The 7056-nt window shown below is 65.3% G+C and carries 6 protein-coding genes; 3 read left to right on the top strand and 3 right to left on the bottom strand.

The window, feature by feature from the left end:
• Nucleotides 1–55: 55 nt before the first annotated feature.
• Nucleotides 56–1555, bottom strand: a complete 1500-nt coding sequence (locus tag V7Q53_RS22615; RefSeq protein WP_333831216.1) for a CoA-acylating methylmalonate-semialdehyde dehydrogenase — start codon at nucleotides 1553–1555, stop codon at nucleotides 56–58.
• Between the two features lie 102 nt (nucleotides 1556–1657).
• Here V7Q53_RS22615 and V7Q53_RS22620 point away from each other — a divergent pair, with 102 nt between their 5' ends.
• Nucleotides 1658–2575 (top strand): LysR family transcriptional regulator, encoded by a 918-nt coding sequence (locus V7Q53_RS22620; protein ID WP_333831217.1) that lies wholly within the window; start codon nucleotides 1658–1660, stop codon nucleotides 2573–2575.
• Nucleotides 2576–2586: 11 nt separating this feature from the next.
• On the opposite strand, the gene V7Q53_RS22625 is transcribed toward V7Q53_RS22620, so the two are convergent.
• Nucleotides 2587–3087, bottom strand: a complete 501-nt coding sequence (locus tag V7Q53_RS22625) for a hypothetical protein (RefSeq protein ID WP_333831218.1) — start codon at nucleotides 3085–3087, stop codon at nucleotides 2587–2589.
• A gap of 187 nt (nucleotides 3088–3274) precedes the next feature.
• Between V7Q53_RS22625 and V7Q53_RS22630 the strand changes: the two genes are divergently transcribed.
• Both V7Q53_RS22630 and coaD read left to right on the top strand, forming a co-directional pair.
• Nucleotides 3275–3706 (top strand): CBS domain-containing protein, encoded by a 432-nt coding sequence (locus V7Q53_RS22630; RefSeq protein WP_333831219.1) that lies wholly within the window; start codon nucleotides 3275–3277, stop codon nucleotides 3704–3706.
• 216 nt (nucleotides 3707–3922) lie between these two features.
• Nucleotides 3923–4432, top strand: a complete 510-nt coding sequence (gene coaD, locus V7Q53_RS22635; protein WP_333831220.1) for a pantetheine-phosphate adenylyltransferase — start codon at nucleotides 3923–3925, stop codon at nucleotides 4430–4432.
• A gap of 44 nt (nucleotides 4433–4476) precedes the next feature.
• Here coaD and V7Q53_RS22640 read toward each other — a convergent pair whose 3' ends face one another.
• Nucleotides 4477–6972, bottom strand: coding sequence for a cation:proton antiporter (locus tag V7Q53_RS22640; RefSeq protein ID WP_333831222.1), 2496 nt, complete (start codon nucleotides 6970–6972; stop codon nucleotides 4477–4479).
• Nucleotides 6973–7056: the final 84 nt, after the last annotated feature.

The following is a 7056-nucleotide window of genomic DNA, read 5'->3' on the forward strand; positions in this document are numbered from 1 at the left end:
GGTGGATTCGGCGCAGCCGAAGAGGGGGGCAACGCCCCCCTCCTGCAACCTCAGGTCAGTCCATGGCCTTGAAGTTCAGCGCCACGCCTTCCTTCATCCCGCTCGGCCAGCGCGCGGTCACCGTCTTGGTGCGGGTGTAGAACCGGAAGGCATCGGGCCCGTGCTGATTCAGGTCACCGAAGCCGGATTTCTTCCAGCCGCCAAAGGTGTGATAGGCCAGCGGCACCGGGATCGGCACGTTGATACCGACCATGCCGATATTGATGCGGTTGGCGAAATCGCGCGCGGTGTCGCCGTCGCGGGTAAAGATCGCGGTGCCGTTGCCGTATTCGTGGTCAAGCGCCAGATTGATCGCCTCTTCGTAGTCCTTCGCGCGGACCATCGACAGGACGGGGCCGAAGATTTCGGTGGTGTAGATGTCCATATCCGGCGTCACATGGTCGAACAGATGCGCGCCAACAAAGAACCCGCCCTCATAGCCCTGAAGGCTGAAGTTGCGGCCGTCGACCACCAGCTCCGCACCCTGCGCCACGCCGGTTTCCACCAGCCGCAGGATGTTTTCCTTGGCCGCTGCCGTCACCACCGGGCCGAAATCGACATCATTGCCGCCGGTCCAGGGGCCGACCTTCAGCTTTTCGATCTTGGGGATCAGCCGCTCACGCAGGGCTTCAGCCGTGCCTTCGCCGACCGGCACCGCGACCGAGATTGCCATGCAGCGCTCGCCCGCCGCGCCGAAACCGGCACCGACCAGCGCATCGGCGGCCTGATCCATATCGGCATCGGGCATGATGATCATGTGGTTCTTGGCGCCGCCAAAGCACTGGCAGCGTTTGCCGTTCGCGGTGGAGCGGCTGTAGATATACTGCGCGATCGGGGTGGAGCCGACGAAGCCCACCGCCTGAATGATCTCGTTATCAAGGATCGCATCGACCGATTCCTTGTCGCCGTTGATCACCTGCAACACGCCATCGGGCAGCCCGGCTTCCTGACACAGTTGCGCCAGCATCAGCGGCACCGAGGGGTCACGCTCGCTTGGCTTCAGAATGAACGCATTGCCCGAGGCCAGCGCCGGGCCCATTTTCCACAGCGGGATCATGGCGGGAAAGTTGAACGGGGTGATGCCAGCGGCCACGCCCAAAGGCTGGCGCATCGAATACATGTCGATGCCCGGCCCGGCGGAATCGGTGAAATCGCCCTTCAGCAGATGCGGCGCGCCGATGCAGAACTCGATCACCTCAAGCCCGCGCTGGATATCGCCCTTGGCATCGGGGAAGGTCTTGCCATGCTCGCTCGACAGCGCTTCGGCCAGCTTGTCCATATCGCGGTTGATCAGGCCCACCAGCGCCATCATGACCCGCCCGCGCTTTTGCGGATTGGTCGCGCCCCAGGCGACCTGCGCCTTGGCGGCTGAGGCCACGGCGGCGTCCAGTTCCGCTTTTGAGGCCAGTGCCACGCGCGCCTGCACCTCGCCGGTGGCGGGGTTGAAGACATCGGCGAAGCGGCCCGAAGTGCCCGCGACCAGTTTGCCGTCGATCCAGTGACCGATTTCTCTCATGGTATCCTCCTGAATATGCTGCGCGTACAATAGCCTTGCAAAATTGTCCTGAACAGGGGCAGTTTCTCAAAAGGGGTTTTGCATTTTTGCAAAGGCAGGGTGATGGCTGACTGGGATGATCTGCGCGTTTTCCTTGCCGTGGCGCGGGGCGAAAGCCTCAGCCGGGCGGGGCGGGTTCTCAAGCTTGATCCGGCCACGGTGGGGCGGCGCGTGGCGCGGCTGGAAGAGGCGCTGGGGGTGCGGCTGTTTGCCAAATCACCGCAGGGCTATGCCCTGAGCGATGAGGGGGCGCGGTTGCTGAACCATGCGCAAAGCATGGAATCGACCATGGAAACCGCCCGCGATGCGGTGGCCGGGGCCAGCGCGGGCATCACCGGGCAGATCCGCATTGGCGCGCCCGATGGCTGCGCCAACTACCTGCTGCCGCAGGTGGTGGCGGCGATCTGCGCGGGCAATCCGGGGCTGGAGGTGCAGATCGTTGCGCTGCCGCGTGTCTTCAGCCTGACCCGGCGTGAGGCGGATATGGTTGTCGCCGTCAGCAAGCCGGAATCGGGCCGGGTGATCGTGCAGAAAATCACCGATTACCGCCTGCATCTGGCTGCCGCCGCCCCCTATCTGAGCAGCGCGCCGGTGCTGGAGGGGCTGGCCGATCTGCCCACGCACCGGCTGATCGGCTATATCCCTGACATGATCTTTGACCGCGAGCTGGATTATCTGGGCGATCTGGGGGTGGATGCGCCGCCCCTGGCTTCCAACTCGGTCTCGGTGCAGCTTAATCTGATCCGGCAGGGCGCGGGGCTGGGCGTGGTGCATGATTTCGCGCTGCCCTTCGCGCCCGGTGTGCGGCGGGTGCTGACGGCGGAATACAGCCTGACCCGCGCCTTTCACCTGATCCGCCACGCCGATGACCGCCGCGTTCCCCGGCTGGAACGCTTCGCCCGTGCGCTTGTGGCCGGGCTGCGGCGTGAGGTGGCGCGGCTTGAGCGGGCGGTGGATGCGGCGACGGATGTGGCGGGCTGAGAGGGGCCGTTTCAGGGAATGCGGATCAGCACCGCCTCGAACCGCACATCGCAACGCTGCGCGCCGCCGAAATTGCGGATCTGCCCGGTCACCCGCACCGGCCCCGTCGTGGTGGCACTCAGCGTTGCGGGCACCTGCCGGTTGAAACGCGCGCGGGCATTGCCGAAGTTCCAGGAACTGCCAAAGATCGCCGAGCCTTCGACCGGGCGGAAGGTGCGGTCCATCTCACCATCGGGCTGACGGAAGCCCATCGCCCCCAGCGACTGGTTGAACGAGAACGAGGCGCTGTTGGGGTTATCGCCCAGATTGGCCGGGTAATAGCGCATGAAAAACGCCTGCGACGCCGCATACCAGCCCGCATCCTGACAGGCCGGGGCAAAATCATGGACAATCGCGCTGCCCTGAAATTCGATCGTCTGGGCGGTGGCGGGGGAGGCGGTTGCGGCGAGCGCTGCGACCAGTGCTCCAGCCAATGCGACGCCCTTTGGGCGCAATGCGGTTCGGATATTCATGATTCCTGCTGATCTCTGCCCGGCGCACGGATTATGCGTCACAAAAAGTCTAGCAGGCCGCGCCCACGCATTCAATCGGGGCATAGCGGCGTGGACCCGCGCGGGGCGGGGGCGCCGGAGGTCAAGGTTCTTGACAGATGCCCGGCACTGGCCGACGCTTGGCATCTGACAGCGACGGGAGGCCATCATGCTGGTAAACCAGATTCTCAAGGCAAAGGCGGGCGGTGTGGTGACCATCGCACCGGATGCGACGGTGCGCGAAGCGGTCGAACTGCTGGCCGCGCGGCGCATCGGCGCGCTCGTCGTCTCGGCGGATGGCAAGGTGGTCAAGGGAATCCTGTCTGAACGCGATATCGTGCGCGAACTGGGCAAACGGGGCACCGATTGTCTGGATGAAAAGGTAACGGCGATGATGACCCGCGCCATTTACGGCTGCGCGCCGGGGGACAGTGCCGATCAGGTGCTGGAAACCATGACGACCCGGCGTTTTCGCCATATGCCGGTGATGGAGGGCAACCAGATGATCGGCCTGATCTCGATCGGCGATGTGGTCGCCGCGCGGCTGAGCGAGCTGCAGCTTGAGAAAGACGCGCTGACCGGGATGATCATGGGGCACTGAGCCTTGCCAGCGCTGCGCCCGGGGCAGGCCGGGCAGGGGGTTTTCCACCCCCTCTGGCCTGCGGCCATTCACCCCCGAGGATATTTCCGGACAGAAAACAGGACAGGCCGCGCGTCATGCGGGAAATTCTTTCCTTGCATCCCGGGGGGCAATATTGTTGCGTGGCGCCTGCCCGAGGGGCTGTCATGACCACCGCCGACCACCAAGGAGATCACCATGCGCATCGGGCTTTATCCCGGAACATTCGACCCGCTGACGCTGGGACATATGGACATCATCAGCCGCGCGACGGTGCTGGTGGACCGGCTGGTGATCGGCGTGGCGATCAACCGCGACAAGGGCCCGTTCTTTTCGCTGGAAGAACGGGTGGCGATGATCGAGGCGGAATGCGAGGCGCTGAGCGTGCGCACCGGCACCGAAATCGTGGTGCATCCGTTCGAGAACCTGCTGATCGACTGCGCGCGCGATGTGGGGGCGGCGATGATCATTCGCGGGCTGCGCGCGGTGGCGGATTTTGAATATGAATACCAGATGGTCGGCATGAACCGCGTGCTCGATTCCTCGATCGAGACGGTGTTCCTGATGGCCGAGGCGCGCTATCAGGCGATCGCCTCGCGGCTGGTGAAAGAGATCGCGCGGCTGGGCGGCGATGTCAGCAAATTTGTGCCACCGCGCATCAATGCATCGCTACGCGAGCGGTTCGGGCCGGTGACGGTCGGTGTATGACGGCGTCTGAAGGCGCAGCGGGGGGAGAGGCCGCAACAGCGGCCCTAAACCTCTGACAGGTCAATCGCCACGCCGCGTTTTTCGGCGCTTTCCTGCACCGCCTGACGCAGCGCCGCATTGCGCCGCAACAGCGCCAGAAACCGCGATTCGTCCAGCGTGAGCAGGGTGCAATGGGTGATGGCGCTGATCTGCCCGCGCCGCGCGCTGCGCCGCAGCAGCGCCAGATGGCCGAACATCTCACCCCGGCCCAGCCGCACGACCTGACTGGCGCGCGACAGCTCTACCGCACCCGAGGCGATGAACCATACCCGGCGCGGCGTATCGCCCCGGCGCATCAGCACCTCGCCCGGCGCGGCATAGACGGTGCGCAACTGCGCCGCGAGATGCTTGCGCTGCCCCTCGTCCATATCGGCGAAAAGGGGGAACTGGCGTACCAGCTCGGTCTTCTGCACCGCCAGATCCAGTGTCGGGCGCAGGGCAAGGCGGGTGCGGCGCTCGTGGATATCTGCCATCAGCACCTGCCGCAGCTCCGGCCCGATCAGCCCGTCATCCACCAGCGCTGCATATTCACGCTCTTCCTGCGCCAGAACCATCTGCCGGATCAGGCGCCGCTCAAGCTGTTCGGCATAGCCGGGGAACTGAAGGCGCAGCCCGTCCAGCCCCTTTTCGGTTTCCTCCAGCCGCCGCTCCAGCAGGTCATGCAGCAGCTCGGCCACCCGCTTGCCATGGATGCGGCGGATGCGGGTGTCGATGAAGCCGTGCAATTCTTTGAGAATCAGCACCTGCCGCACCAGTTGCTCGAACCGTTCGGCGGTGAGGCTGGACAGGGGCGCTGACAGCCGCAGCCGGTTGTGCAGGAACTCGGCCATGCGCAGGCCGCGCGTTGCACGCAGCCGCCGCCGTGCGGTGTTCAGATACCCCAGGCGCCCGCCGTTGCGCGTGCCCTCGATCAGCCGGTCGGCGTCTATCAGCATGCGGTCGGCCAGCCGGGCGGGGATCGTGCGTTCGCGGAAGCCCTCAAGAAGCAGGTCGCGCTCACGCCCGGCAAGCGCTACCAGACCCAGCGTGATGCGGTCACGGTCCTGCAGCCCGGTGCCTTCGTCGGCGATCTGCACGGCACGGTCCACCCGTCCGGCAAAGCGCTTGACCTCATCGCGCAGGGTTTCGCGGGCAAGGCCCAGATCGCGGGCGGCGCCGGTGACGCTTTCACGCACCGATTGCAGCGCCACGGCCACCACCTGCGCCGACAGCGCCGCATCCAGCCGCGACAGCCGGTCCAGCCCCAGCCGCGCGATTACCAGCCGGAGCGTGGTCCCCTGCACCAGCAGCGTGAAGAGGGTAAAGCCCGTGGCAATGATGCCGACCTGCCGCTTGATATCAGGCGAAACGCGGAAGCTTTCGGTCACGGCCAGCGCCAGCGCAAGGGTCACCGCCCCGCGCAGCCCTCCCCACATGATGGCAAGCCGGTAGGGCGCCTCGACCTTCGGAGAGGCCCGCAGCTTGGTCAGAAGCGGAAAGAGCGCGAAGAGAATCAGCGCGCGGGCCAGCAGCGCGGCCACCACCGTCACCGCAATCAGAACCAGATCGAAGGGCCGCAGATTGGCCAGAAGCCGCGGGATCAGCAGCGCGGCGAGCACGAAGATCATGCCGCTGGCCCAGTATCCCAGCAGATCCCAGGTGTCGCGCAGTTTGGTCATCGAGGGCGGCGACAGCTTGCCGGGCGCCAGATAGTTCAGCGTCAGCCCCGCCGTGACCACGGCGATCACCCCTGAGACATTGAGCACCGCCTCGGCCAGCACATAGACCAGATAGGGCAGCGCCACCGAGACCGAGACCTGCCCCAGCGGATGGTCGCCCAGTTGCGCCAGCCCGGTCAGCGCCAGCCGTGCCGCCGCCCAGCCGATAAACGCCCCGCCCAGCACCAGCCAGGGGAAATGGAACAGCAGGTCTGCGGGCTGTGGGGTGGGGATGCCGAAGGCGACATAGGCAAAGAACAGACCGAAAAGCGCGATGGCGGCAGCATCGTTGAGCAGGCTTTCCCCCTCGACGATCCGCGCCAGCCGCTGCGGGGCAGGGGTTGCGCGGAAGATGCTGACCACCGCCGAAGGGTCGGTGGTGGAGACGATGGCGCCGATCAGCAGGCAGGCCATCAGCGACATCCCGGCCAGCGGGTAAAGCGCATAGCCAACGGCCAGCGTGGCCACCACCACCGCCACGACCGAGAGCACAAGGATCGGTACCCAGTCATCGAGCATGCGGCGGAAGTCGATCGACAGGGCGACCTGAAAGATCAGCGTGGGCAGGAAGACATAGAGAAACAGGTTTGACCGGATCGGCAGCGCCAGAATGGCCTGCGCCAGCGGGTTGAATGCATCGGTCAGCGTGGTGTGCAGAAGCAGGGTTGCCGCAGTCGCGATGGCGATGCCCATCATGGCCAGAATAACGGTCGCAGGCAGGCGCAACCGGTCGGCAATGGGTTCCGACAGGCCGATGACGGCGAAGAGCGCCGCCACGAGTGCTACGATCACGACAAGGTCCATGTATGATCAATAGCTTGGCCTTGCGGCGCGGCAAAGTGGGCAGGTGTCACATTTTATGTGGTTGACGAAACAATGATCACGGGG

It is taken from the genome of Pararhodobacter sp. (genome assembly GCF_036802785.1).
Classification (GTDB): Bacteria; Pseudomonadota; Alphaproteobacteria; order Rhodobacterales; family Rhodobacteraceae; genus Pararhodobacter.

What these genes read in the sequence shown, in the direction of transcription:
- V7Q53_RS22615 (WP_333831216.1), bottom strand. Translation starts at nt 1,555, where the DNA reads ATGAGAGAAATCGGTCACTGGATCGACGGCAAACTGGTCGCGGGCACT.
- V7Q53_RS22620 (WP_333831217.1), top strand. Translation starts at nt 1,658, where the DNA reads ATGGCTGACTGGGATGATCTGCGCGTTTTCCTTGCCGTGGCGCGGGGC.
- V7Q53_RS22625 (WP_333831218.1), bottom strand. Translation starts at nt 3,087, where the DNA reads ATGAATATCCGAACCGCATTGCGCCCAAAGGGCGTCGCATTGGCTGGA.
- V7Q53_RS22630 (WP_333831219.1), top strand. Translation starts at nt 3,275, where the DNA reads ATGCTGGTAAACCAGATTCTCAAGGCAAAGGCGGGCGGTGTGGTGACC.
- coaD (WP_333831220.1), top strand. Translation starts at nt 3,923, where the DNA reads ATGCGCATCGGGCTTTATCCCGGAACATTCGACCCGCTGACGCTGGGA.
- V7Q53_RS22640 (WP_333831222.1), bottom strand. Translation starts at nt 6,972, where the DNA reads ATGGACCTTGTCGTGATCGTAGCACTCGTGGCGGCGCTCTTCGCCGTC.